Raw genomic sequence first — 26,253 nt, 5'->3', positions numbered from 1 at the left:
TCTGTTTCTTAAGTGTAGTCCTGGAATTGATCAATGACATCCCTGTTATAACCTTTACTGGCCAGCAAAAGCTGTTTGGTATATGCGTGTTGGGGAGATCCATGCATGAGTTGTTCCTTCGTTATATTTTCAACCATCTGTCCGCGGTTCATAACCAGTACGTTGTTGCACATATGGGAGACCACGGCTAGATCGTGACTAACAAGTAGGTAGGTCAGTTTTCGCTCCATACGTATATCATGAAGGAGGTTGAGTACCTCTGCCTGAATGGAGACATCAAGGGCGGAGGTAGGTTCGTCAAGGAGAAGAACCTCAGGTTCTACAATAAGTGCCCGTGCAATGGCTACCCGCTGGCGTTGGCCCCCTGAGAGCTGGTGGGGGAAGCGGAAACGAAACTGTGCCCCCAGTCCCACCTCCTCTAAAACCTGCATGACCCTATCATTTGCATCCCTGAATCTGTGAATAGCTAAAGGTTCTTTGAGGGTTGTGTCAATGGTGTGGCGTGGATGCAGAGAGGCGTATGGGTCTTGAAATACCATCTGCACCCTACGATAAAATTCCACAGTCCGTTTAGGCTGGACCGGAGTACCGTCAACAACAATGGAACCGTTCCACTTGCTGAGTAGTCCTGATATACAGTTGAGAACCGTGGATTTACCAGAACCTGATTCGCCCACAAGACCAAAACTGCCCCCCTTTTCTACAGAAAAAGATACATTGTTCACAGCATGGTTCTTTGTTTTGCCGTGTCCAAAGATAAGATCAAGAGAATCAATCTGCAGCATGGGGTTCCCCTTCTTGGGCAGAATGAGTCTCATTGTCTTGAGGTAATACATTGTCTCGGTCAAGGGTTGGAAGTCTGGGCTCTTGTCCATCAATCTTAGGCAGGCAACCCAATAATCCTTTGGTATATGGATGGTTTGACGTATGCAAATCCTTTGCCTCGACAATCTCCATGATTTTACCGCCATACATGATGATTACCCGGTCACAAAAGGAGGCAACGAGTTCGAGGTCGTGGGAAATAAAAATAAGGCCCATGCCGCTTTTACTGACGAGGTCATCAAGAATAGCAAGTACCTGGAGTTGTACTGTGACATCAAGTGCCGAGGTGGGTTCATCGGCTATTAAGAGGCTTGGTTCCGGGATCAGCATCATGGCAATCATGATTCTTTGGCCCATGCCGCCGGATACCTCATGGGGAAAGAGATTAAATGCTTGACCTGGGTTACGTATTTGCACAGCAGCCAGCATTTCAAGGGCCCTCTCTTTGGCTTCGCGTTTTGAAACAGATCGGTGAATCCTATATCCTTCCACTATCTGCTGACCTACTGTGCGAACCGGATTAAGAGAATATTTAGGATCTTGCATGACCATGGAAATTTCCTGGCCTCGAATAGTACGCATCTCTCTGTCACTGAGACTGAGGAGATCTTTTCCCTTAAACTGTATCCCATCACATTGAACGTTCGCGTAGGGAGGGGTGAGGCGGAGTATTGCACGTCCTGTAACCGATTTGCCTGAGCCGGACTCTCCCACAATCCCTATTTTTTCCCGGCCAAGAGAAAAGCTCACTCCCTCTACTGCATGCACCTCTCCTTTTGGAGATGGAAAGGAGACGTTGAGATTAGATACAGAGAGCAGTGGGCTGGTCATTTTTTATCCTAAACTGTTTATGAGTTAACTATTGATTGTTAACTGTCACTTTTGGGGTCAAGTATTTCTCGTAGCCCGTCACCAAAAAGGTTAAAGGCGAGACTTACAATAAAAATAGCGGTCCCCGGCATGGTGATGACCCACCAGTGATCAATGATAAAGGCGCGTCCACTAGACGTCATGGCCCCCCACTCAGGGGAAGGCGGCTGGGCGCCAAGTCCAAGAAAGCCAAGTCCTGCGGCGGTTAAGATGATTCCTGCCATATCAAGGGTAACCCGCACAATGAGTGAAGAGAGACAAAGCGGCATAATATGTTTTGTGATAATTCTAAACGAGCTTGCCCCTTGCAAGCGTATAGCCCGGATAAAATCAGAGTTACGAATTGTGATCGTCTCAGCCCGTGCAATCCGTGCATATGGGGGCCAGGAGGTAATGGCTATGGCAATGATGGCATTTTCTATGCCCGGGCCCAGTGCTGCAACAAAGGCAAGGGCCAGTATGAGTTTTGGGAAGGCGAGAAAGATATCTGTTACACGCATGAGGAGGGTATCAATAAACCCTCCGAAATATCCTGAAATTGTGCCGATAATAATCCCAACCGGGGCTGCGATAATGGCCACAAGGCCGATCACGTAAAGGGTGAGTCTGGTGCCCCAGATAATACGACTAAAGATGTCCCGGCCCATCTCATCTGTACCGAAAAAATGGGCAATCGAAGGAGCTTGCAGTCTATCAACGAGACTAGTTTTAATTGGATCAAATGGAGCAATTAGGGGGGCGAAAATTGCCAGAAAAATAAGGGTCAGGATGATAACAAAGCCCAGAAGAGCGAGTCTGTTTTTGACAAATTCTAAAAGACCTATATACAGCCTGCCAAGGCTTGCCTGCAGAGCGGAATGGGGGCTGTCTGAAAGGAGCCAGTTTTGCCAGTTTTGCCGTTGAGGCCTGTTGTGTATGAGTTGATTGTCCATGGTTAATTAGCGTGCACGGGGGTCCGCTATCTTATACAAAAAATCAGAGAAAAGATTTACACTCAGGAAAATTACTCCCACCACAATGGTTGATCCGAGCACTGCGTTCATATCAGCATTCAATAGTGAGTTTGTTAAATAAAGCCCCAGACCCGGCCATGCAAATATGGTCTCTGTTAGTACAGACCCTTCCAGAAGAGAACCGAAACTGAGAGCAATGACAGTAATGAGTGGGATACCGCAGTTGCCAAGAGCGTGTCCCCAGATAACCTTCCACTCAGCCACTCCTTTCACCCTGGCTGTAAGAATATATTCCTGACGAAGTTGCTCAATCATAAAGGATCTGGTCATGCGGGAAAGATAGGCCATACTGTAGTAACCAAGAAGCGCTGCAGGCATGATGAGATGGGAAAAAGCATTTTTGAAGATATCCCACTCTCTTGCCAGCAGACAGTCGATAAGCATGAAGCCGGTTACCGGGTCCACGATATCCTCGTAAAAAACATCTATACGGCCAGGCCCTGGGAGCAGGTCGAGTTTGGCATAAAATATCATAAGAGCAATAAGAGCCAGCCAGAAGATGGGCAGGGAATAACCAAGCAGGCCAACAACTCTTGTTACATGGTCAAGAAAACTTCCTCTATAGACGGCAGAAAATACTCCCAGGGGTATACCGATAAAGATACCGATAAGAGTCGCTATGAAAGCGAGTTCGAAGGTGGCTGGAAAGACCCTGAATATATCATCGAGAACAGGTTTTGCGGTGAGTACCGAGACACCTAAGTCACCCTGGACCACCTTTTGTACATAGATGATAAACTGTTTCCATACCGGTAGATCAAGGCCCATGGCAAGGCGGGCTTTTTCATATACTGCAGGGGACGCCTTATCGCCAACAACAGCTAGCACCGGGTCGATGGGCACAACCCTGCCAATAAGAAAGGTGATGAGCAGAAGACCAACAAAGGTTACGGCCACCATGACAAGTAAACCGCCAGCCTGGGGCAGGGCTTTTTGTATTCGTCTTCGGGTGATACTCTCCAGCATAAATGAGGTATCCAGCGGGTAGGAAGGTTGAGAAAGAACTTCAGCAAACATTCCGCACTACCTAGTAGTGCGGAATGTTTGCTGAAGTTTTCAGCTTAGCGCGACATTTTTACTTGGTTGTATCCTTAAAGAAATTGCTGTCAAAACTAGGTCCAAGTACGAAGCCGTTCACATTGGCACGTTTTCCAAGGATCTCTATGTCCTGAAACATAATGACAAAGGGTGATATTTGCTGCAGTTCCTTTTGCAGCTTAATGTACATATCAGCTCGTTTCTTGGTGTCTTTTTCAAGGACGGCGGCCTCTGTTCGTTTACTCAGTTCAGGTATATCCCAGGCATTTCTCCAGGCAAGGGTCTTGGTTTTGCCTTCATCTGAATTGTCGGGGTTACGACCAAAGGTTTCTGCATTGGTGTGGGGGTCCATATAGTCTGGTCCCCAGCGTCCGATATAGATATCGTGGTTTCTGGCGCGGTATTTTGTGAGTGTCTGTTTTCCTTCACCGGGGATAATTTCAAGTTTGATATTTGCCTCTGCAAGGGTCGCCTGGATGGCAAGGGCCATGGAGGTTGTAGGCTCATTGTTGCGAGTATCCATGGTGACGCTGAACCCTTTTTCCAAGCCAACTTCTGCCAGGAGTTCCTTGGCTTTTTCTACATTGAGAGTAAAGGGAGTGTCCTCAAGGGCACCAAGAAAACCTTTTGGCAGGAAGGCCTGGTGCACGGTTGCCTTACCACTTAAGATGGTCTGTTCCATTCCCTTATAGTCGATCAGGTATTTAAATGCCTGACGTACCTGTGGGATCTGCAGATATTTATTTTTCTGGTTTAAACCAAGATAATACACCGCACCTTTTGCTTTTTTACGAATTGTAATATCCTTATTATTTGCTAGTCCTTTGATGTCATCGGACTGTAGATTGCGGGCGATATCAATATCCCCTTTTTCAAGGAGTAGTCTTTGGGTTGTCGATTCAGCTATGTGGCGAAGTACAACACGTTTGAGTTTTGCAGGGCCATTCCAATAGCTGTCGTTACGGTCAAGAATCAAAGACTCTGAAGGTTTCCAGGATTTCAGCATAAATGGACCGGAGCCAGCGTAGGCGGTTTTAAGCCAGTTGTAGCCAATATCACCATCAACCTCATGGGCCATAACCTCTTTCATATCCACTATAGAGCCGGGGGTTGCTGTGAGGCAGTAGAGAAAGAATGTAGGGGCGTATGGTTTGTCGATGGTCAGTTTAACCGTGTAATCGTCCATCTTCATGATGGTTTTGTCAATATTCTCAGGAGTAAAACCGAACTGTGTCAAAATAAAGGCTGGGGATTTATCAAGTTTTACTACCCGCTGCAGTGAGAAGATAACATCATCTGCGGTGAGTTTATTTCCGGATGGGAAGGTGATGTTTTTACGGATTTTGAAGGTGTAGGTTATCCCGTCTTCGGCGATATCCCAACTTTCAGCAACTCCTCCATAAATGTTGCTGACGTCATCTACATCGTAGTTAATGAGGCGGTCATAGGCGTTAGCAGCATATTCAGCACCTGAAAACTCAAATATTTCAGCTGGATCAAGGGTGATGATGTCATCAATCTTGGTTCCCATGACCAGAAAATCTTTTGGGGTACTCGCCTGGGCTAAACCCACAAAGAAAAAGACAAGACAACATATACCTGATAACAGTTTTTTCATACGTTTCCTCCAGAGTATGTTGAACTTTGTAAAGACAGTGTGTGTTACGTAGGTTCACTCACTGTCTTCCGATGCTCTTCATTCACTACTATTTGTACTGGTTCTGGAGGATACCATACCACATTTATGGTTTTTCGGAAGCATAGGCTTCAAATTTTCCATCATCACTAATACGAATGATCACAGCACTTTTGGCGGGATTTCCACTGGGGTTCATGTTCAAGGTACCGGAGACTCCTTCAAAGCCGGTGATAGTGGAAAGCTGTTGTTGTATTTCGGCGCGAAGAGCAAAGAGGCTGCCGTCAAGCGTCTCAAGCTTTGAAATTGCAGTGAGGAGGAGGTTGGTTGCATCATAACCAAGAGCTGCAAATGCTGAAGGAAGGTTGCCTGTTTTTTTCTCATACTCCTGAACAAAAGAAAGAGCTACACCTTCAGCACCGTAGGGACTGAAGTGGGAGCTGAAGAAAAGACCCTTACACAGATCTCCACAATTACCCATCAGCTCGGAAGATTCCCAGGCATCACCACCAAGAACAGGCTTGTCCCAGCCAGCATCTCGAATTTGTTTGAGTATTCCTGGTAGTTCATGGGCATACTGGGGAAGAAAAAGAACCTCCGCTTTCGACTCTTTCAGGGTGGATATCTGAGTAGTGAGATCGCTTGAATCTGATTCATAGCTGAGATAAGCAACGACGGATGTATCCCCTTGCTCCTGTTCAAAAGCTTGTTTAAAGAACTTTGCAAGTCCCTTTGGGTAGGCGTTATCCTGATCAAACAGGACAGCTGCTTTTTCGGCGTTAAATTGTTTTATGGCAAATCTTGCCATTGCCTCCCCTTGGAAGTCATCAAGGAAACAGGCTCGAAAAACAAAAGGGCGATTCAGTGTGGTGGCCGGATTGGTGGAGGTAGGAGTCACCATGGGAGCTTTAAATGAGGAGCAGATGCCGCCAACAGGGATGGCGTTGGAGCTGGCATTAGGCCCTACCACCCCAAGCACCTTATCACGGCTGATGAGTTTAAGGGCTCCACTGACCGATTGTTCTATGTTAGATTTGTTGTCAACGGTAATGAATTCTATGGGGTACCTTTTTCCTCCAACCAGGAGACCGCCTTTATCATTTATTTGATCTTCAAGTAATTTGGCCCCAGCAAGACTATCAAGACCAAGATCTTTTAAGGCACCTGAAAGTGGCAGGTCAAGGCCTATGGCAATGGTCTCGGTTGACATGGCGCTGGTTGCCATGCTTGTAAAGAAGAGCAAGGCAGATAATGAGAGGGCAACAGTTGTACGGCGTATTGACATTGTGAAACTCCAAAGATGCGAAATTAATTTAAAATGACTACTGTCATAGCGTTAGTGCCTTACTCCGGAAAAGCTGTCATAAAAAAACAGGTAGCGTAGACTCCGAGAAAACTGGAGAACCTGTTAACATTGCAAACTTAAAATTACTTCCAAGGCACTTATCCCGTTCATCGGGGGTAGATTGTTGTGTATTGACTCACTACTGAAATGCTATTGTACGATGAAAATATGAAATTCTGCAAGCTGAAATGATCTGTTTTTAAGTAGGCCAAAATTGGTTAAGAGCTATAAAAGACAACTGTTTTATTTATAACCAATGATTTTAAAGCTATTGCTCAATATTGTTTGAATGAGGAGAGAAGTGTGGTGCAGTTACGAGGCAAAAAAGGCCTGTTAAGTAAAATTACCAGCACGTTATTGAAAAAGGGTGAGGTGGAGGGGGATGCTATGGAAGAAGCGGTTTTTTCCCTTATGACCCCTGAAATGATACCACCTGTGGGGAAACCTGTTTCCGTATCAAGGGCGGTACAGGTTTATAAAAAATACATGTTGAGTGTTGGATATCTTGAAAAAGATGACATCGCTGATTTTGTTCGCAGCCTTAAAGAAGATATGGCGGAGCGGGAAGCAGAGCTTAAGTATGAGATTAAAAACTCCAAGGAGCAGGTAGTAGAGGCCAAAGCAGAAGTGAAAAGCCTTAAAAAACAGTTCTCAAAGTGTAAAGACGATGATGACCGTGAGTACGTGCAGGAAGAACTTGATAGAGCAACAGCTGATCTTGTGGAGGAAACCGCAACGTACGAGCAGTTTGTAGCGGATCTGTCACTCTTTAAAAAGGATAAGCGTATGTTTCTTCTTGATTACATAAACAGCGAAATACACGGGGATGACTGGCGGGATAAATGAAGAATGAGGCCCATAGCGGAGTAAAATAAACTAATGCTATGAGCCTACAAAGGAGAGGTTAGTTGCAGGCAGAAAGCGCTTCGGCCGCAATTTTCATATGCCCTTTTTCCGATTGGCACAGTACAAGAAAGGGTTCTGCCATGGGAGTATTTTTATTCAGATGGGCCATATTGCGATAGAGGTCGTAGGCAGAAAACTCAATTGCCATTGCCATTTCGATAACGCCCTGACATTTGGTTCCATTCATCTTTAATTTTGAGGTCAAAGTGTCAAGCTCAAGACCTCCTTCAAGAATATCACCTGAAAGCGAGGCGTATACCTGCTCAAAGGTGGGGGGAGTATCCTGGGTGTCAGCCCAGTAATTATAAATCATTTTTGCATGGACCTCCTCGGCATTGACCAGCATTTCCATGACTGGGGTAAACGGCGCATCCGGGAATTCTTCAAGGACCATTTCGTAAAACCTGTGTGCACCTTTTTCAAGGTTCATGGCCTGGTAGAGTAGCTCGTCCTTAGTACCGGAAACTCCGAAGGCCTTTACGTTGGGCATATCCGGTATGGTGTTTTTATCCCAGGTGAGAATACCGCCTAGCATGTTGTATATCTTTCCGTTGAAATTCGGGTGTGTACCAACAAAAACAGAGGCAGCAACAGAACGTTTTCCTGAAAAGCAGTAAAAGATAATATCCCTGTCCGCATCTATCTCTTCCACCCGGTCTTCAATTTCTCCCACGGGGATCAATATGGCCCCGGGAAGGTGTTCATCTGTGTACTCTTCTTCAAGCCGCACATCAATGAGCTGGTATTTGTCCTCACCTGTGGTGCGCATAAACTCTTTAACTTCTGCTGCGGTGAGGTCCTGGTATTCTTTTTCCATAATTATTCCTTCATATAAAACTTGGGTTAGTACGGCTTGATCTCAAATTGAAAATAGTTTTGAGAATCTCTCCCAAGTTTTATGCCACATAGGATGTTGAAATTATTTTTAGGTTTGATGGGCATCAAAGTAATACAGGAAAATATATTGCTATTCAAATGGTGCATATGTGCATCCTTGTGATGCAAAAATGAAGCAAAAACAGATAGAAACGGCGAAAATAAAAATTACCATTGCAATGGATTCGTCAACACTGTACATAGCGAAAATAGGAATGAGAATCAGATCTAAAAGTAAAGGTTATGAAAGAAGTTTCGGCTGAAATTTTCAAACCCAAATTCATGAAAGGAAAAATAATGAGTGATATAAAGCTTGCAGAAGGAGTGTACTGGGTAGGTGCAGTGGATTGGGATATTCCAGCATCAAGTGGTTATACGGGAACCAGTTACAATGCATACCTCATAATCGATGATAAGGTGACCCTGGTGGATGGTGTTAAACACTCACACCAGGACCAGCTGTGGGAAAATATCAGGAAAATTATTGATCCCGAAAAAATTGATTACATGATTGTTAACCATGTGGAGCCTGATCATTCCAGTAGCATGCCGGATATCATGAAGATTGTACAACCTGAGAAACTGTTTTGTACTTCCGCAGGGAAAAAGGCGCTGATTGCTCACTTCCACAGGGAAGACTGGCCGTATGAAGTAGTAAAGAGCGGTGATGAGATTAGCCTGGGAGCGCGGACTGTACATTTTATCACCACACGTATGCTCCACTGGCCAGATTCTATGTTTTCCTATCTCAAAGAAGACGGCATTCTTTTTTCCAATGATGCCTTTGGTCAGCATCTTGCTACCAATGAACGTTTTGATGATGAGTGTGATCTCGACTTTGTCATGAAGGGCGCCAGATTTTTCTATGCTAATAACCTCAATCTCCTCTCGCCGCTTATCAAAAAACTGCTGACAAAAGTTGATGGTATGGAGCTTAATCTTAACATGATTGCCGCGGATCATGGACTTATCTGGCGGACGAACCAGACAAAGATCATTGAAGCCTATGAAAGTTGGAGTCGTCAGGAAAGCAAAAACGAGGCTCTCGTGGTGTATGACACCAAGTGGAAGTCCACCGAATTAATGGCAAAGGCAATCTTTGAGGGACTGGAAGAAAAAGGTGTTAAAGCAACACTCTGCTGCCTTAAAGACACTCACCGAGCCCATATCATGGAGAAACTGCTCACCTCTTCAACTCTAGTGCTTGGCAGCCCGACCATCAATAACGGTGTCATTCCAAGTATGGCTGCATTTCTCCAGCATATTACGGGCCTGAAGCCACGTAACAAGATAGGGGCTGCCTTTGGTTCCCATGGCTGGGGCGGGGAATCGGTTCGGCAGATTTGCGATACCTTTGATAAACTGAAAATTAAGCGGATCGATGACGGTATGCGTATTGTTTTTGTGCCTGATGAAGATCAGTTACAGCAGTGTCGTGAATATGGGCATAAGATTGCAGCAGCCATGGAAGAACAGGAGGCTATTGTCGCTTAGCCTGTAATTCCAAAAAGTAACACAAAACGCTACTTGAATGGAATGTTCTATACAGGTAGCGTTTTCTCTTACCCGAATGGGCATATATTATGTGCCAATCCTTTTCGTCTATCCAGGCCTGTACATGGTAATTCTTAGGGGTGACATGTTCATGATTGTAACTATATGTAGTCTACTTATATAAAACCTTGTACGAGCATAAAGGATTGAGCAATAAATCAAAAACATACATGGAAAAGAGATGGAAGAAGAGGCGACACATGATACCTCCACCTTTGAAAGATTGGGTGGGCGCGCGGGAGTGAGAACGATTGCGGATTGTTTCTATGAAATAATGAGCAGTCTGCCAGAGGCGCGTAAAATAAGGGAAATGCATCCGGTTAATATAGAAGCGACCTGTGAAAATTTTACTCTTTTTCTCTGTGGCTGGCTCGGTGGCCCTCCACTGTATAAGGAAAAGCATGGTTCTCTCAATTTAACCGGCCTCCATGCTCTTTTAGACATCAATGAAGCTGAGCGGGATATGTGGCTTGCATGCATGGACCAGGCTATAGAACAACAGGATATCGAAGAGGATTTAAAGCAGGAGCTTGCACAGCGCTTTCGGGTTCCAGCTGAGAAAATTTACAACTGGTGTCAACAACAGTTGCTGCAGCAGACGAATGTCTTGAACCGGATTGAAGAATAATTGTACAATTTTTAGAAAAAGATAGGTTCCAGCAATGGACACCTACCCAAAGACATACCCTTCAGGCACCACAACGATACCACCATCTGAGACAGTAAAGCGTTGCCGGTCCTGTTGAAGGTTATAACCAATCTCTTCCATAGCTGGGATCTGTACATATTTATCAATGATGCAGTTTTGCAATTTAGCCCCAGCTCCCACATGAACCCCATCAAAAAGTATTGATTTGTTTATGGTAGCCTTATCATCGATATAAACATGATGAAAAAGGATCGAATCTTTGACCTTTCCGCCTGAAATCTCCACACCATTTGTGAGAATTGAATTAACAAAGACCGCTTCAGTCCCGGAGATTCCAGCAACTGTTCGAGCCGGAGGAGACTGGGGCTGATATGTACGAATTGGCCAGTCCTTCTGATACAGATTCAGTGGAGGAACCGGTTTTAGCAGGTCCATGTTTGACTGGTAATAGGCATCTATGGTACCCACATCCCGCCAGTAGCGATCGGGAGTGACCCGCCCCTTTTCACTGCCGAATTTATAGGCTTTAACAGTGTAATCATTGATAAGTTGGGGTAAAATATCGTGGCCGAAATCATGGTTTGAATTATGATTTTTCTGGTCAGCAATCAGTACCTTCTGTAGTAATTCTGTGGAAAAGACATATAGACCCATGGAGGCCAGGCACCGTAGTGGGTCATTGTAAAAAGGGGTGGGGTGTTCTGGCTTTTCTTCATATTCAACAATCTGCATATCCTGATCGGCGACAATAATACCGAAGCCGCAGGCATCTTTCACAGCAACATCCATACAGGCAATTGTTACATCGGCCTCTTGCTCTTTATGGGATTGCAGCAATGCCTCGTAATCCATCCGGTAAATATGATCCCCCGAGAGGATTAATGTGTATTCAGCATCGCTGCGCTCAAGCAGATTAAGATTTTGGTAAATTGCATCTGCAGTGCCCTGATACCAGTGATCGCCACGATTCATCTGGGCAGGAACCGGGGTCACATAGTCTCCTAATTCTGGGTTGTAAATTGACCAGCCGTCCCTGAGATGTTTATTCAGGGAGTGAGATTTATATTGGGTTAAAACCAGGATTCTGCGTAAGCCCGAGTGGAGGCAGTTTGCAAGAGTAAAATCAATAATCCTGTATTTTCCACCAAAAGGTACCGCTGGTTTTGCTCTTTTGGAGGTGAGTGGGAATAACCGGGAGCCCATGCCTCCTGCCAATATAAACGTCAGCGTGTTCTTTTGCATAACAGTTTGATTATATATAAAATATCAACAAATTTAATTGTGCCCAATTCCCTGATAATAGTACGAGTTAAACAACCATTTGATTGTGATACACCTCTAACCTTATATTCTATCACACTTTAAGTACAGCACTGAGCTATTTGAGTAAGGGCTCTTTCCAGTTGGGATCTGGGGCAACCAAGATTGAGACGAATACAGTTGTCCGCATTAGCCACAAACATATTACCACCTTCCAAAAGAACTCCGGCCTGTTCTGCAAAATAGCGGGTCAGGTTTTCTTCCCCAGCAAGGTAGGCCTCGACATTGATCCAGGCAAAGTAGGTTGCATCAGGGATGGAAAATTGTGCCTTAGGTAGTCGCTGTTTCAGGAAATCTTGAGTGAACCTAAAGTTTTCGTCCAGATAATCTGTGAGCTGGCCGAGCCAGTTTTCCCCGCTCTTGTAGGCGGCTTGCGCTGCTGCAATGCTCAGAGGGTTATCAAAGATGTGGTGTCTTGCATGCCATTTTTTTCGGACAATTTTATTTGGAATGACAATGTTTGCAAAGAGAAAGCCGGCGAGGTTGAAGGTCTTACTCGGGGCCATGCAGGTGATGATTTGTTCTGATTTTGGAAACAGTTTGGCAAAAGGCGTATGACCTACACCTTTTCTCTGGATGTCGCAGTGAATCTCATCTGAGATTACTGTCACATCGTTACTTATGCAGATATCTCCAACCTTCTGTAACTCTTTACTTGTCCATACTCGTCCGGTTGGATTATGGGGGTGGCAAAATATGCAAAGGGTGACTTTAGGGTCAGCACACTTCTCTTTAAACTCATCAAAATTAATGGAATACCTGCCATTCCTCTCAACTAATTCAGATGTGACAAGCTCAACATTGTTGTAGTCGGCGGCATGTTTAAAAAAAGCATAGGATGGAGTGAAGATGATGATCTTTTCATCAGGTTTGCATATATATTCAATGAGTTCAAAAAGCGCCGGGATGATACCTGGAGATGTGAGCAGATGTTCTGCCTGGGGACTCCATCCATAGCGGGAATTTGTCCAATTGGAAAAGGTCTTGAAATAGTCTGTATCAAATATTTTGGTATAACCAAAGATTCGTTTATCCAATCGCTCTTCTATGGCTGTAATGATTTCAGGGGGCGTTGCAAAACCCATATCCGCCACCCACATAGGGATGAGTTCGTCATCAGGGACTGGGAATTGCAAGTTCTCCTGTCCTTTAAATAAATAGTCCCGAAACCCTTCAACTGCCATGGCATTGGTTCCCTGTCGGTCTATTATCTCATCAAAATCGTAGTGCTGTATGGTCATTTCTTACATTCCAATATTAAACATTGCTTCAAGGTCGTGTTTTGAAAAGGCTTTGAAGGCAAGCATGGTTTCTGATTTTGTAATGGCCTCAATGGCGAGAAGTTTGTTTGTGACAAGACTTGCAAGGTCATCGTTAGTTTTTACTCTAGCAATGACTATAAGATCATACTTACCGCTTACGGAGTAGACTTCAGATATTTCTTGCATTGCAGCCAGTTGTTCAGCGACTTCGTTTATTTGGGCTCTTTCTGTGTTGATAAGAACAATTGAGGTGACCATATTTTCTCCGAGAAATTTGGATGAGTAAAATAAAAATCTTCTTAAGAGGACATTAACCTGATTATCAATTGTTACGCAATCTAAGTGTTGGGTAAGGGGAGATGGAATCCCTTGGATTGATAGAACATGAGGACAAACTGCAGGACGAAGTATCGATTAAAGGCCCATATCGGTATGACTACGGGCCTTTGACATTGAACAGTTCTAAGCAACAAGATTACTCGCAAATTGTTTTATCTTTTCAGTATGCTCTTCTACAAGTTTGTCAGGCGTTGTGCATTTTCCGATAAAGAGTTCCCCTGCTTTTATTGCCTTATGAGGGTTTTGCAGTCTGCTAAAGGCGGTAAATACAGGTTCTGCATTATTATCATATGGACCGCCACCGGTTACAAGCAGTGCCTGCCGTTGCCCATCTACCAGAGACGCGTGGGTTGGTTTGTGGTAGTCAATATAGAGTGAGAAGGTGCGGTCGATAAAGGTTTTCAGTGGTCCTGCGAGTCCCCAGAAATAGAGGGGAGATGTAAAGAGTACCAGATCCGCTTTTGTTAGTTTTTCAAGAATAATGCTGGCATCATCTTTTTGTACACAGGACACACTTTCAGGCTTTTGTTTACATTTACCGCATGCAAGGCATGCCTTGATATCTTGCTCGAATAGAAAGATGGATTCAACCTCATGCCCCATGGAGCTGAGTTCTGTTTCCACTATACCTGCAGCAGTTGCGGTATTTCCTTTTTTTCTCGCTCCGCCATGTAATATTAGTGCTTTCAAGGTGTTCTCCTTTAAGATGTTTCCGATTTCACCTCCCGTTGATCGGGGGGAGAATTTGTGATCTTGTTGGATGTGTATTATCTGGTTCTCCTCCAGTTTGTCAATTACTTCCTGAGGAATAACACATTGAAAGAGCCAATTACTCGTGGTCGATGCATAGGAATAACGTATTTGACGAAGAGGTTTGTTTTATTTAAAATTATGAGTAACAGAGGCTAATGCAATCTTGTGTTATCCAATTATCCAATTATCCAATTGGGCAAATTAAAAGCCTTATTCTTTATGGTAGGTTTTCCTGAGTAAGGTACTAACAAGAATGTTCATCCATCACCAGGAAAGATACAATGGTCTTTTACTTACATATATCTTGTTCTTTGGAACGACAGCTGGACAAAATCACTGACAGTAGTAATTACGTGAATTGTGTAATGCTCAAGTGCAGGCAACTTTTAAGTGACATGAGAGAGTTTGGATTGCACCATAAAAAGGTGGCAACCAAGCGAACCAGAAAAGGGGAGCAGCGCCTTAAAAATTGTGTGAAGTATGATATGGGCGCAGGCTACAGGCTGGTCACGGTTATGAATGACAGCCATCTCTTTGTCACCCATTTAGGGACCCATGATGAAACTGACCAGTGGTTTGATCGACATAAGGGTGATGATTTTACACCGGAAAATTCCAGCTATAAGTGGGAAAGGGTTGAGATACAGGAACATGAGAACAGTTCACAGTCTATAACTGGGGCAGGGTTAAGTGACGCAGATGAATATGAGGCGCAGCTTGAGGCCAAACTTAATGAATCACTCCTGCTTTCTATTTTTCAAGGCTTAAATCGTAATCGGCAGGAAGTCGCCAACGAGAATGTCTGATCTGATAGTATGATTGTCCCTATAAATATGTAGATGCGTCAGTTGGTTTTTGCATAAAAATGTAGAGTACTGCAGATGTTTTCTTCCCCCCGTTTCATCGTCCTTAGACAGTGGCCCCTGGTGTTCAAGGGACGGGGAACTGTCTACCTCATGATCTGCCTTAATATTCTTACAAGCCTTTGTGAGTAGCCTTTTTCAAGGTAGGAGCAAGATTCCTTGTCACCTATGTCTGATATCGTATTCTTAACTCGTAACTAAGAAGGGTCAAAATGCTTGTGAGGTTTGTAAAAGTGGAATATTTCTTTGTAACTATCAGCTATTATAAGGTACCTTAGGTAAATCCTGGGACTTTTATTGTATTTTTAAAATTATTTCAGCTACCTAAAGGCTGAAGAAATTACTTCAGACCTATTGAATGGGAAGAGAGGTGGGGGCGGGGGCGTCTCTACCAATCATAAATAATGACCTGAGGCAATAATGATGGATACAAAAGTACCAATGAGCAATAGTGCCATAGTGAAGGTTGCTGCCTTTATCATCATTATCGCTGGAATTAAGGCGGCAAGTTCTCTTATCGTCCCTTTTATATTGGCAATATTTCTCTCAATTATCTGTGCTCCACTATTTTTCTTTTTGAAAAATAAAGGAGTGCCGGAGATGTTAGGACTGTTGTTGATACTAGTATTCGTTGTTGGTGTCTGGACAGGAGTCGTGATTCTTGTGGGTACGTCTCTGAGTGATTTTTCTACAAACGTACCGGTCTATCAGGAGAGGCTTACCGGGATAACCCGGGAACTCTGGGGGTGGTTTGCCACCCATGGAGTAACCATAGACACATCCAGTCTTGAGGAATTGTTTAACCCTGGCAAGTTAATGATGTTGGTGGCGGGTACTCTCAATGGTCTTGGAGGAATTTTGACCAACGCCTTTCTTATCCTGCTTACCTTTGTTTTTCTCCTCTTAGAGGCGACCGGTATTTCAGATAAAATTAAAGCGATACATTGGGGCTCGAAGTCACCTGGTGTTGATTATGCAGCAATAGGAGAGGGGGTTAATCGCTATCTTGGAATTAAGACGTTAACCAGCTTTTTCACAGCGGTAATAGTGTATGTTCTGGTGCGCTCTCTGGGAATTGATTTTCCTATTCTCTGGGCATTGCTGGCCTTTCTACTCAACTTTATACCCAATATCGGTTCTATAATAGCCGCTATTCCTCCAATTCTCCTGGCCCTGATACAGTTTGGATTTGGACAGGCTTTGTTGACTGCACTCGGTTTTTTGGTCATTAACATTGGTATAGGTTCGATTCTCGAGCCCAAAGTTATGGGTCGGGGGGTTGGACTGTCGGTGCTTGTTGTATTTCTATCCCTTAGTTTTTGGGGCTGGGTTCTAGGGCCGGTTGGAATGCTGCTCTCTGTTCCTCTTACCATGGCGGTTAAGATAGGTCTGGCCAATAGTGAATCAAATCGGTGGATTGCCTTACTACTTGCTTCCAACAGGGAGGTCGCCCTGTATATAAAAAGAAAGAGTGAGGCCGGGGTGGATAAGAGTTGATCTACGGGTAAAGATGGCTTGTTGGCTTGTTGAAAGGAAGCTGGCACTTGGGACATCTATGGTAATGAAGTAATATTCACTCAGGCAAAGCACTCTCATGAACCTGTAATAATAGCAGTATTTCACCGTCGAGCTGTATCAGAAAAGTCATAACTGCCTTATCTTTCAGCTCGAAGTGATATACTATTGAAATGTTCTTCATATTCTTTTGAGATATTAAGGGAATGCGACAGTCCTGCCTGACTCTTTAATATCTTGAGCTGATTCACGTGTTACGGTATTTGTACGACATTCCAGTGGAAGCCAACACCTATACAAACCGAAGATGAAATACCATGCTAGAATTCACGCGTTAGGTTGCTCTATAGAATCTGCAAACATATCTGATGTTCTCCGTATAGTAGCACAAAGGATAGTTGCAATTTTACGAATGAGTTTAACGCCACATCTTGGAGATTGGTCGACCAGGCTATCAAAGCTCTGTCTAGAAAGAATAAATACCGTTGATGGCTTTGCGGCAACCGCTGAAGCTGACCTTGTGTCATGGTCAATAAGTGACATTTCCCCAAGTGTAGCACCGTTTGTGAGTGTTGCGATGGTTATGGGCTTTTCTTTTTCAGTCTGTTTTTTTACCTGAATTTCTCCATCAATCACAATTGCGAAAAAATCACCATCATCCCCTTCATTGAACAGGACTTCGTCCTCCATAAGGGAATGAATTTTCGCATGTTTGACTAAGATATCAATTTCATCATCCAGTAAATTGGTGAATAGCTCAAGTTGCCGAATATTTTGTCGAATTATCGAAGAAATTGTTGCCATGGGAGGGCCTCCATTATCTACTGGGTGTAGTGGTTATCTTCTAAGAATTAAAGACAGTCACTTATAAAAAACAGTCACTTCTCTTTGCCTAGTACAAGCATATGGCAGTTTTGCTCGTAAAGTCAACTTTGTCTTAGTAGTGTAATAGAGGAATCTGTGTTTAAGAGGAAATCACTGAGTGTTTAAACATGATGTTAAGAAAAAATATGGAAAGGTAGTGGGATGAGGCAACAGAGCAAAACAAAGATAGAGATACGGGGAGTTGTGATTGGTGGAGAGAAGCCATGTATATGTTTACCGCTGGTTTCACCAGAGCTTGAAGGTTTGTTAAGCGAGGCGACCGAACTTGTTCAGTGTCGTCCCGATATTCTTGAGTGGCGGGTGGATAGTTATGCAGGTTATGGAGATCAGGATCTTTGTCTGCAGGCCTTAACGCAGCTGCGTAGGGTTATAGGGGATATCCCTCTTATTTTCACCTGCAGAAGTGAAAGGGAAGGAGGAGTACAAACTCTGTCTCAAAAAAAGAGACTGAGTCTGGTCGTGGGTGCTATGGCGACAGGTTTGGTTGATATGATTGATGTTGAACTGGATAACGACGATCTGTTTCTTGATACGATTATTCAAGAGGCTAAGAGAGCAGATGTTAAACTTATACTCTCCCACCACAATTTTACTGAGACTCCCCCTGAGTCCACTATCTGTGAGGTACTCTACAGAGCCCAGGAAAGAGGGGCTGATATAGTAAAAATTGCAGTTATGCCAAACTGTTATACTGATGTGTTGACCTTACTGAGCGCCACGAACAGTTCCAGGATCGGCAATATCCATGTACCCATGATAACCATATCTATGGGACTCGAAGGTGGCGTGAGCAGGTTGGCGGGAGGGCTCTTTGGTTCCGATGTTACTTTTGCTGCGGGCAGAGAAAGTTCAGCTCCAGGTCAGCATTCAATAGATGGGCTGCGAGCGGGTATGTCTCTCTTGTACAAATAAAAAAGATAAAAGAGGAAAAGACAAAAAGAAATTTATAATTTGATCCAGGTCAAAGAAGGGTGATACAGTCTAAGGTACTATTGATTTCGAACAATGCAGAAAAGGTGCGGGGGAAACCTCGTTTTAATACCGCTTCCTTCCGGTTTTGTAATATCTAACCCCGATGAACGGGATAAGTGCCTCGAAGGTCTCACTACGTTCACTATCTGGTGGTAAGACTAAGCTTACGATTTTAAATGTAACTCCTGAGTTTCTTGCTTTTTATGACAGGCTTTCAGGAGTAAGGCACTAAGGGCTTTCAGGGCAAGAAGGATTCACTATAAAGCGGTTACACGAGCTAAAAGGAGTCATTATGTTCTGTTTTCAATGTCAAGAAGCGGCAAAAGGTACTGGTTGTACTGTCAAAGGAATGTGTGGAAAGGAAGAGTCCACCTCCAACCTTCAGGATCTTCTGATCTATGATCTTAAAGGTATTTCTGTACTGGCAAAAGGCTTAAAAGAGGCCGGCACTCCGGTTGATAAAAATGTAGGTCTGTTCCTCTCTGAGGGTCTTTTCACCACCATCACCAACGCCAACTTTGATAACGCCAGTCTTGAGAGATGGATTAAGCGCTCCCAGAAAATCAAGCAGCAGCTGAAAACACAGTATGATGCACTTCCTTCTGAAGATGATAAGGTATCAATCTTTGGAAAACTCATGCAGTTTTTGGGTATGGGAGAGAGCAGCTCACCTTCTGACAAGCTTGACGCTTCTGCTCTCTGGTTCTCCTCTGACTCATCCACTTACCAGGCAACGGCTAAAACCGTTGGTGTGCTGGCGATGGAAAATGAAGATGTACGTTCCCTGCGGGAACTCCTGATTCTTGGTTTAAAAGGAATTGGTGCCTATGCAGAGCATGCAGCTGTTCTCGGTGTTGAAAAAGAAGAAATTTATGACTTCGTCATTGAGGGTCTTGCTTCTACTACCGAAGAGCATACCGTAGATGAAATGGTAGGTCTTGTACTTAAAGCGGGTGAAGTGGCAGTAACTACCATGGCAGCGCTTGATGCAGCAAACACTGGTGCTTATGGTAACCCTGAAATTACTGAGGTTAATATCGGTGTAAGTGATAAACCTGGTATTCTTATTAGTGGCCATGATCTCAAAGACCTTGAAGAGCTTCTTGTTCAACTGGAAGGAACTGGCGTAGATGTATACACCCATGGTGAAATGCTGCCGGCCAACTACTATCCTGCGTTCAAGAAGTATGAGAGCCTCAAAGGTAATTATGGTGGTTCCTGGTTCCATCAGAACAAGGATTTTGAGGCTTTTAACGGTCCAATCCTGATGACCACTAACTGTATCATTCCTATTAAAGATACCAATAATTATAAGGATCGAATGTATACCACCGGAATGGCGGGATACCCCGGTGTTACACATATTGCCGACCGTGTGGATGGTAAGGCAAAAGACTTTTCTGCCATCATTGAACAGGCTAAAAGCTGTAAGGCTCCTGAAGAGCTTGAGACAGGTACAATTGTAGGTGGTTTTGCCCATAATCAGGTACTTGCCCTTGCGGACAAGGTTGTAGATGCAGTGAAATCCGGTGCAATTAAGCGCTTTGTTGTCATGGCTGGTTGCGACGGTCGTCAAAAAGGTCGCGGCTACTTCACTGAAGTTGCCGAGCAGTTGCCAGAAGATGCAGTGATACTCACCGCCGGTTGTGCAAAGTATAGATATAATAAGCTTAATCTTGGTGATATTGGCGGTATACCGCGGGTATTGGATGCGGGCCAGTGTAACGATAGCTACTCCCTTGCGGTGATTGCATTGAAGCTTAAGGAAGTCTTTGAGCTGGAAGATATTAATGAGCTTCCAATCTCTTTTGATATTGCCTGGTATGAGCAGAAGGCTGTGGCTGTTCTTTTAGCGCTGTTGCACTTAGGTGTTAAGGGTATCCGTTTAGGGCCCACCCTTCCCGCCTTTGTTTCCCCAACTGTACTTAATGTGCTAGTGGAAAACTTTGATATCAAGCCAATTGGAACTGTAGAAGAAGATGTAGCAGCAATGATGGCTGGAAAATAAGCTTAGGCTGAAGTTACTGTACGCTTTTAAGGGCAACCGATGTATTCGGTTGCCCTTTTTATTGTGTTTCAAAAGGGAAATGTTGTTTCAGGTTTCACTCTGCTTTATATTGTGCTGGCACATCAACTGTATCCACAGATCAAAAAAACACACAAGGGTTTGTAATGACTGAAGAAGCATGTAATCCTGATGAAGAGATGACAAAGCCGGGTCGTACAGGACTAAAAAGGGTTTTCTGGGCTGGCTACTATTCCTATCGTGGTATACGCGCAGCGTTGAAAAATGAGGCTGCATTTCGCCAGGAACTCGCCTTAATGCTGATCCTTTTTCCCTTGGCATTTTGGTTGGGGGAGACTGTTGAACAGCAGCTGTTACTTATTGGTCCCTGTGTACTTGTTGTTGTGGTTGAACTTATAAATTCCGCTATAGAAGCAGTTGTAGATAGGATTGGCTCTGAGAGACATGTCTTATCTGGACAGGCTAAAGATATGGGATCAGCTGCAGTTTTTTTTAGTTTGTCTCTTGTGGTTATAAGTTGGGGGCTTATAGGCTGGAGTCGTTTTTTTACCTGAGATTAAAAATATTGAGCGTTGTTGTTCCGATAATTTCTGCCAACTGCTCTGGGGGGATCTGTTTAAGCCTAGCCAGTTCATACAGGACTTCCGGTAGATACTGAGGAAGGTTGGGACCTGTGTCTTTACCTGAAACCAGCATATCGGGACTATCTGTCTCAAGGATAATGGAATGAACGGGGACTTCGTTTACCATCATCCGTATTTTTTTAGCCCTGTCATAGGTTATTGCACCTCCAACTCCAATTACGAAGTTAAGCTCAATATATTGCTCAGCCTGCTGGAGACTGCCGTTAAAGGCGTGTACGCTCCCTCCGTTCGTAAAGTGTTTTCTTTTAAGGGTTGCAAGAACTTCGTTATGGGCTTTTCGTACATGCAGGATGATTGGAAGACCAGTGCGGCTTGCAATATCTAGTTGTTGCTCAAATAGAAGCTGTTGATCTTTCTTCTTCTCTCTTCCATAAAAGAAATCAAGACCGATTTCTCCAATTGCAACTATTCGGTTTTCTTCACATAATTTTTCAAGAAGTACAAGGTCAGGGTTACGGTGCTCTTGCATAAAGAGTGGGTGTAAACCTACAGCGCAGTATCTCCCTTCTTTTGTTGAGCCAAGTGCTAAAATCTCTTTCCACTGGGCGGCAACAACGCCTGGAATGATATAGCCCTCTACACCAACTCTTTTGGCATCAACGAGTACCGTACCTAATTGGGTAGCGAGTTTTGGATGGTTGAGGTGGCAGTGGCTGTCGATGAGGTTCATATGGGTATTGTACCCTATACCACGTAAAACAACAGTGACATATTAATAACATTGTAACTACCTGATGTAGTGTGCTACCGTTTGTAAAGGGTTGTTTTTTTAGAGTGGATAGGGAATTTTTTATAATACAGGAAAAGGTGCAAAATGGGCTCTGTTTTTCTCGATGGAAATGAAGCAGTTGCACGTGCCGCCATGGCTGCAGGTTGTAACTTTTTCGCAGGTTACCCCATTACACCTGCTACCTCAATATTTCACCACATGCTCGATTTCCTCCCTCCAGCAGGTGGAGTTTGCCTTCAAGGAGAAGATGAGATCGCCTCCATAGGTTGTTGTCTGGGAGCAGCTGCAGGTGGAGCCAGGGTAATGACAGCCACCTCAGGGCCAGGAATGAGCCTTTTTAGTGAGCAGATTTCCTTTGCCATTGGGGCTGAAATTCCGATAGTGATTGTGGATGTACAACGTTTAGGACCTTCCACAGGATCGGCCACTAAGGGAGCAGATGGGGACATTCAGTTTCTCAGGTGGGGGAATAGTGGCGGCCTGCCTGTAATTGTTCTTGCCCCTGAAAATGTGCGAGAAGCTTTTTCGCTGACGATACAAGCATTCAACCTTGCACAACGGTATCACTGTCCTGTTTTCATCGCCTCCAATAAAGAGTTGGCCATGACCCGTGAAAGCATTGATATTGATGATTTGCAGGTACAGGGTGTGCCACTGCCTCCCGTCCCTGGTAAAGAACAACTCTTTAGACTCACCTCGTCTACCCATGGCAGGGACAACTACATAACCACTGATACGAGGGTAATAGAAGACGTAGTTGATGGACTTGCCCATAAGCTTGAGACAGTAACTGATGAACTGTCACCAGTTGAATTTGCAGGTGATGGGGAGGAGGGTATTCTGCTTGTAGTATATGGGGTAACAGCCCGCGCTGCACGGGAGGCTGTTTCAGTGTTACAAGAAGAAGGACAACGGGTAGCTCTCATGGTGATTAAAACACTCTTTCCCGTTCCTGAAAAAGTAATCGCACTGGCAGTGCAGAATAGAGAGAAGGTGGTCGTGATAGAGATGAATCTGGGACAATATGTTCGTGAGATACGAAGATTAGCAGGTACGGTTCCTGTTCACTTCTTTGGTCAGATGAATGGGGAGTTGATCAGTCCGGAGACCATTGTCAGGGAGGTTGGTACATGAGGTCACTTCTTAACAGTAAAAGACCTCTGTTGTTCTGTCCGGGATGCGGACACGATCATATTGTCAAGGCGGTGGATCAGGCTGCTCAGTCTTTGGATTTAAAGGGGGAGCAACTTGTAATTGTAAGTGATATTGGTTGCTCAGGCCTATTTGATACGTTTTTTAACTGCCATGCTATCCATGGTCTCCATGGCCGTGCTCTGACCTATGCCACCGGCTTAAAGATGGTGCGCCCTGAGCTTATAGTACTGGTTGTGATGGGAGATGGTGGTCTTGGCATAGGTGGAGCCCATGTACTGGCAAGTTGCAGGAAAAATCTCGATATAACACTACTGGTACTCAATAACTTTAACTACGGTATGACCGGAGGACAGTGTTCAAGCACAACACCAGCATCGGCTCAAAGTGCTTCAAATTTTTTGAACACTCTTGAAGCACCACTTGATATCTGCACAGTCGCAAGTGCCTCAGGCGCACTCTTTAAAGAGAAAGCATTGGCAAATGATTCAGAGTTGCACACAACAATTGCGCGGGCTATTGAGTTTCCAGGCTTTGCTCTTCTTGATATCTGGGGGCTTTGCCCAGGCAGGCATCTGAAAAAGAATCCAATGACATCTTCCCAGTTAAAGGCTGAAATGGTGAAGACTGAAAATAGAAGTCAAATGAACAACCATGGAGCAAGACAGGAATATGGTGCTCAGTACAGGCTGGCAGCGAACAAGGCTGGGCGACCACAACCGCTTAATGAAATAGAGGTGGTGGCAACACCTCGTATTCAAAAGAGGTCTGAGATTGTTATTTTAGGGGCCGCTGGTCAGTTTATTAATACAGTTGCAGAGATAGTGAGCCTTGCAGCAATGAGTAGTGGTGTCTTTGTAACCCAGAAAAACGATTATCCAATCACAGTACTACGCGGACATTCAGTTGCTGAATTAGTATTTGATCTGGAGGCAGTTGGGTATACAGGAATGACTAGCCCAACGGTTGTGTTATGTGTAGCTCAGGAGGGTATTGAGAGACGAAAATCTCTTTTTGAAAAACTGGATAAAAAGACCACAATTTTATCATGGCCAGGTCTACACATTCCTCCTACCAAGGCAGAAGTAAATAAAATCTCTCTGGGCGGTATGAAGGTGAAGAAAACGCAGAGAGGTTTGGTACTTATAACAAAACTTGCCGAGATGAAGCTGGTTATTGAACCAGCTACCTTGAAAAAGGCAATTACTATAAGATATTCTGGAAAGATGTGTGACCAATCCATTGAATTGGTAAATCAACTACTTTCGTATACTGCTTCTACTTCGTTAGATTAAACTGTTACAGGATCTCTTGAAAAGAGTTCACAGCGGTTTTTGCCGAGTTTTTTGGCGTGGTACATGGCGACATCGGCATTTCGTATCAAAATATCCGGATCACTTCCATGGTCAGGGGCTATTGAAACCCCAATTGTGACACTGATATTAAAGGTCTTGTTCTTTGCCTGTATACATGCAAGCACTGTGGTACATATCTTATCTGCAACTCTGAGGATGTCCTCTGAACCATGATTTTCAGGTAACCCGATAATAAATTCATCTCCACCCCATCTGCATATGAGATCGGATTCCCGCAGGCAGGATTGTAAGGTTTTGCCAACCTCAGTGAGCAGAGCATCGCCAACATCGTGGCCGTGGGTGTCATTTACAGATTTAAAATTATCCATATCGAGAAACAGTACCCCCACTTTTTGATCATTACGGATTGCCTGTTTCAGGTTTTGCAACAGCAGATCATGGAAGAGCCTTCTGTTGGGTAAGCCCGTAAGCGCGTCATGGTAGGCCATAAATTGAAGTTGTTTTTTTGCCCTGGTGATATCAGTGATATCGTGGAGCGATACGACTGCACCAATTTTATCTGAACCGTCATACAGCATGGACTGGCCATTTACTCTTAAGGTATGCTGTTTCTTGGTCGCGGTTGTGATAACAACTTCCTGGTTATCCACAATTTCACCACTGAGGGCTTTTTGTAGCGGGCAATCACTGCCAGTAAGAGGTGTGGTTCCATCATGGGCAAACTGGTTTAGTTCGCTAATGTCTATACCAATGGGATCTGTAGTTGTGTAGCCATATAACTCACGTCCAGCGAAGTTCATGAGGTTTATTTTTCCCCTGGAGTTGCAGGCAACAATGCTATCATGGACGTTTTCGATAATTGCTTTTTGAAATATTTGTTGTTTTTCAATTTTGATTTGTGCCTGTTTTAAAGGCGAGATATCCAAAAAATACCAGACACGGCCAAGGTATTTTCCAAAGCTGTGTACCGGGTAGGTGTGTCTGTAGAGGATTCGTCCATCTTTTAGCTCTATTTCATCTGTCCCGACTTCAGTCTGGTTGTTGTAGAGGGACTCGACCTTTGCGATAAAACCTGCTGGATCCACAAGTTTATCAACGACAAACCTAAGGCTTGTCTCTTCATCACGTGAGGCCTGCACTTCTTTTGGAATACCCCATATATTAATAAATTCATCGTTAAAGGAAAGCATCTCCATCTTGTCATTGACCATCAGAATACCACCGGGATTGTGCTGGTACTGAGCTTCAAGGATAGCTGCATGTTGACACAGTTCGCCACAGCCTGCACTCCATGAATCCTGCTGGTTTATGAGGAATATAACGTCATTGCCTTCATTGCGCGAAGCGCTGATTGTAATTTTTTGCTGATTGGTATCAGTGAGATGGATGGTGGTACTGTGTTTTGTTGGTATTGTAGAGATGTTCTGGAAAAAACGTAAAAATAGATCCTTGTCGTCTGCTTGGAGAAATGAAGTGAACAGCGTTTGTGTTTTGGGAAGTTCTTCCCAGCCAAAGAGATTGTCCGCTCCCCTATTGCTGTTTAATATTTTGGCGTCAGCGTTGAGATGCAGAGCCGGTACAGGCAGGTTATAAAAAAAATCCATAATCACGTATTGGGTTAGAGTGGACTATCACGCACAACTTAATTGTGCGAATTCTTTTCTAAATTCAACTGACTGGATGTGTAGAATAAATCACATTAATGTGACAATGTAATAGAATACACCTGATTGGTAGGAAATGGCAATAAAATGATGCTCTTTA

24 protein-coding genes are annotated in these 26,253 nt (G+C 44.1%); 10 read left to right on the top strand and 14 right to left on the bottom strand.

All coding sequences use genetic code 11. The annotated features are described in order from the left end of the window. Nucleotides 1-8 precede the first annotated feature (8 nt). The 6 genes from ACX6CI_RS18955 to ACX6CI_RS18930 all read right to left on the bottom strand — a co-directional run bounded on the left by ACX6CI_RS18955 (nt 9) and on the right by ACX6CI_RS18930 (nt 6,667). Nucleotides 9-785, bottom strand: coding sequence for an ABC transporter ATP-binding protein (locus ACX6CI_RS18955; protein WP_458775229.1), 777 nt, complete (start codon nt 783-785; stop codon nt 9-11). Beyond that, nucleotides 772-1,656, bottom strand: a complete 885-nt coding sequence (locus ACX6CI_RS18950) for an ABC transporter ATP-binding protein (RefSeq protein WP_458775228.1) — start codon at nt 1,654-1,656, stop codon at nt 772-774. The genes ACX6CI_RS18955 and ACX6CI_RS18950 overlap by 14 nt, the downstream gene beginning before the upstream one ends. Before the next feature lie 38 nt (nt 1,657-1,694). Beyond that, entirely contained in the window at nt 1,695-2,627 is a 933-nt protein-coding gene (gene nikC / locus ACX6CI_RS18945) for a nickel transporter permease (protein ID WP_458775227.1), read from the bottom strand. Nucleotides 2,628-2,633: 6 nt separating this feature from the next. After that, nucleotides 2,634-3,725 carry an ABC transporter permease gene (locus ACX6CI_RS18940; protein ID WP_458775226.1) on the bottom strand — a complete coding sequence of 364 codons (1,092 nt, stop codon included), beginning with the start codon at nt 3,723-3,725 and terminating at the stop codon, nt 2,634-2,636. 58 nt (nt 3,726-3,783) lie between these two features. Continuing rightward, nucleotides 3,784-5,364: an ABC transporter substrate-binding protein gene (locus ACX6CI_RS18935; RefSeq protein WP_458775225.1), complete on the bottom strand. Its 1,581-nt coding sequence runs from the start codon at nt 5,362-5,364 to the stop codon at nt 3,784-3,786. A gap of 124 nt (nt 5,365-5,488) precedes the next feature. Then, entirely contained in the window at nt 5,489-6,667 is a 1,179-nt protein-coding gene (locus ACX6CI_RS18930; RefSeq protein ID WP_458775224.1) for an ABC transporter substrate-binding protein, read from the bottom strand. Nucleotides 6,668-7,030: 363 nt separating this feature from the next. On the opposite strand from ACX6CI_RS18930, the gene ACX6CI_RS18925 reads away from it, so the two are divergent. Beyond that, entirely contained in the window at nt 7,031-7,573 is a 543-nt protein-coding gene (locus tag ACX6CI_RS18925; protein ID WP_458775223.1) for a hypothetical protein, read from the top strand. A 58-nt stretch (nt 7,574-7,631) separates the two neighbouring features. Here ACX6CI_RS18925 and ACX6CI_RS18920 read toward each other — a convergent pair whose 3' ends face one another. Further along, the gene (locus ACX6CI_RS18920; RefSeq protein WP_458775222.1) at nt 7,632-8,450 is read right to left on the bottom strand and encodes a rhodanese-like domain-containing protein; all 819 of its coding nucleotides are present in this window, start codon (nt 8,448-8,450) and stop codon (nt 7,632-7,634) included. 356 nt (nt 8,451-8,806) lie between these two features. Between ACX6CI_RS18920 and ACX6CI_RS18915 the strand changes: the two genes are divergently transcribed. Together ACX6CI_RS18915 and ACX6CI_RS18910 are read left to right on the top strand one after the other, a co-directional pair. Next, nucleotides 8,807-10,003 (top strand): FprA family A-type flavoprotein, encoded by a 1,197-nt coding sequence (locus ACX6CI_RS18915; protein WP_458775221.1) that lies wholly within the window; start codon nt 8,807-8,809, stop codon nt 10,001-10,003. 241 nt (nt 10,004-10,244) lie between these two features. Continuing rightward, nucleotides 10,245-10,691, top strand: coding sequence for a group II truncated hemoglobin (locus tag ACX6CI_RS18910; RefSeq protein WP_458775220.1), 447 nt, complete (start codon nt 10,245-10,247; stop codon nt 10,689-10,691). Between the two features lie 42 nt (nt 10,692-10,733). Here the strand turns inward: ACX6CI_RS18910 and glgC are convergent, their stop codons facing one another. The 4 genes from glgC to ACX6CI_RS18890 all read right to left on the bottom strand — a co-directional run bounded on the left by glgC (nt 10,734) and on the right by ACX6CI_RS18890 (nt 14,323). Further along, complete coding sequence (gene glgC / locus ACX6CI_RS18905) at nt 10,734-11,954, bottom strand: glucose-1-phosphate adenylyltransferase (protein ID WP_458775219.1); 1,221 nt, start codon at nt 11,952-11,954, stop codon at nt 10,734-10,736. 119 nt (nt 11,955-12,073) lie between these two features. Further along, nucleotides 12,074-13,273, bottom strand: a complete 1,200-nt coding sequence (locus ACX6CI_RS18900) for a MalY/PatB family protein (RefSeq protein WP_458775218.1) — start codon at nt 13,271-13,273, stop codon at nt 12,074-12,076. Nucleotides 13,274-13,276: 3 nt separating this feature from the next. Beyond that, on the bottom strand, nt 13,277-13,552 hold the full coding sequence (locus ACX6CI_RS18895; RefSeq protein WP_458775217.1) for an Lrp/AsnC family transcriptional regulator: 276 nt from the start codon (nt 13,550-13,552) through the stop codon (nt 13,277-13,279). Nucleotides 13,553-13,756: 204 nt separating this feature from the next. Continuing rightward, nucleotides 13,757-14,323 carry a flavodoxin family protein gene (locus tag ACX6CI_RS18890; protein WP_458775216.1) on the bottom strand — a complete coding sequence of 189 codons (567 nt, stop codon included), beginning with the start codon at nt 14,321-14,323 and terminating at the stop codon, nt 13,757-13,759. 344 nt (nt 14,324-14,667) lie between these two features. Here ACX6CI_RS18890 and ACX6CI_RS18885 point away from each other — a divergent pair, with 344 nt between their 5' ends. Further along, nucleotides 14,668-15,192 (top strand): hypothetical protein, encoded by a 525-nt coding sequence (locus tag ACX6CI_RS18885; RefSeq protein WP_458775215.1) that lies wholly within the window; start codon nt 14,668-14,670, stop codon nt 15,190-15,192. Between the two features lie 477 nt (nt 15,193-15,669). Beyond that, a complete protein-coding gene (locus tag ACX6CI_RS18880) occupies nt 15,670-16,746 on the top strand; it encodes an AI-2E family transporter (RefSeq protein ID WP_458775214.1) in 1,077 nt (358 codons plus the stop codon). A gap of 345 nt (nt 16,747-17,091) precedes the next feature. Here the strand turns inward: ACX6CI_RS18880 and ACX6CI_RS18875 are convergent, their stop codons facing one another. Next, nucleotides 17,092-17,568, bottom strand: a complete 477-nt coding sequence (locus tag ACX6CI_RS18875) for a cyclic nucleotide-binding domain-containing protein (RefSeq protein ID WP_458775213.1) — start codon at nt 17,566-17,568, stop codon at nt 17,092-17,094. A gap of 222 nt (nt 17,569-17,790) precedes the next feature. Between ACX6CI_RS18875 and aroD the strand changes: the two genes are divergently transcribed. The 3 genes from aroD (at nt 17,791) to ACX6CI_RS18860 (ending at nt 21,201) form a co-directional block, all read left to right on the top strand. Next, entirely contained in the window at nt 17,791-18,561 is a 771-nt protein-coding gene (aroD, locus tag ACX6CI_RS18870; protein WP_458775212.1) for a type I 3-dehydroquinate dehydratase, read from the top strand. Nucleotides 18,562-18,913: 352 nt separating this feature from the next. Continuing rightward, a complete protein-coding gene (gene hcp, locus ACX6CI_RS18865; RefSeq protein ID WP_458775211.1) occupies nt 18,914-20,629 on the top strand; it encodes a hydroxylamine reductase in 1,716 nt (571 codons plus the stop codon). Nucleotides 20,630-20,826: 197 nt separating this feature from the next. Beyond that, nucleotides 20,827-21,201, top strand: coding sequence for a diacylglycerol kinase (locus ACX6CI_RS18860; RefSeq protein ID WP_458778488.1), 375 nt, complete (start codon nt 20,827-20,829; stop codon nt 21,199-21,201). Here ACX6CI_RS18860 and ACX6CI_RS18855 read toward each other — a convergent pair. After that, nucleotides 21,194-21,961 (bottom strand): TatD family hydrolase, encoded by a 768-nt coding sequence (locus ACX6CI_RS18855; protein ID WP_458775210.1) that lies wholly within the window; start codon nt 21,959-21,961, stop codon nt 21,194-21,196. The two genes, ACX6CI_RS18860 and ACX6CI_RS18855, sit on opposite strands and share 8 nt — an antisense overlap. 144 nt (nt 21,962-22,105) lie before the next feature. Between ACX6CI_RS18855 and ACX6CI_RS18850 the strand changes: the two genes are divergently transcribed. Together ACX6CI_RS18850 and ACX6CI_RS18845 are read left to right on the top strand one after the other, a co-directional pair. Beyond that, the gene (locus ACX6CI_RS18850) at nt 22,106-23,155 is read left to right on the top strand and encodes a transketolase C-terminal domain-containing protein (protein ID WP_458775209.1); all 1,050 of its coding nucleotides are present in this window, start codon (nt 22,106-22,108) and stop codon (nt 23,153-23,155) included. Next, a complete protein-coding gene (locus ACX6CI_RS18845; RefSeq protein ID WP_458775208.1) occupies nt 23,152-24,468 on the top strand; it encodes a thiamine pyrophosphate-dependent enzyme in 1,317 nt (438 codons plus the stop codon). Before ACX6CI_RS18850 ends, ACX6CI_RS18845 begins: the two co-directional genes overlap by 4 nt. Here the strand turns inward: ACX6CI_RS18845 and ACX6CI_RS18840 are convergent. After that, nucleotides 24,465-26,093 (bottom strand): diguanylate cyclase domain-containing protein, encoded by a 1,629-nt coding sequence (locus ACX6CI_RS18840; protein ID WP_458775207.1) that lies wholly within the window; start codon nt 26,091-26,093, stop codon nt 24,465-24,467. The genes ACX6CI_RS18845 and ACX6CI_RS18840 overlap by 4 nt on opposite strands. Between the last annotated feature and the right edge of the window lie 160 nt (nt 26,094-26,253).

Source organism: Desulforhopalus glucosivorans (assembly GCF_054397165.1).
Note: the sequence above shows the minus strand (reverse complement) of the source record. Positions and strands in the feature narration are given on the sequence as shown.